Genomic DNA, 378 nt, shown 5'->3' with positions numbered 1-378 from the left:
GCTCCCGAGCCCGAGGGCGCCGGCCTGGACGCGCTGGTCGATCGCTACCGCGTGCAGAGCCACTACCTGCTCCAGCGCTGCTGGCTCGACGCCCCCCCGCTGCCCGATCGCCTGGCCGCTCTGCCGCAGGTGCCCACGCTGCTGCTGCACGCGCGCGACGACCGCATCTGCGACCCGCAGGGCGCGCGGGCGGTGCACGCGCGCATCCCCCACAGCTGGCTGCGCTGGATCGACGGCGCGGGCCACGATCCGGCGCACCCGGCGATGGCCGCAGCGATGGTCGCGGCCCTGGACCACTACGCGCTGCACGGCGATTTCGGCGACGGGTTGCCACGATGACGCTGCGCCTGAAGATCAACGCCATCGTCAGCCTGCTGA

General features: G+C 73.8%; 1 protein-coding gene. It reads left to right on the top strand.

The window, feature by feature from the left end; all coding sequences use genetic code 11:
• Positions 1-339, top strand: a 339-nt coding sequence (locus VTU_RS0124855) for an alpha/beta fold hydrolase (protein WP_010110707.1), incomplete at its 5' end; no start/stop codon positions are given.
• Positions 340-378 lie beyond the last annotated feature (39 nt).

It is taken from the genome of Verminephrobacter aporrectodeae subsp. tuberculatae At4, from assembly GCF_000193225.1.
In the GTDB taxonomy this organism is placed as follows: Bacteria; Pseudomonadota; Gammaproteobacteria; order Burkholderiales; family Burkholderiaceae_C; genus Acidovorax; species Acidovorax aporrectodeae.
Note: the sequence above shows the minus strand (reverse complement) of the source record. Positions and strands in the feature narration are given on the sequence as shown.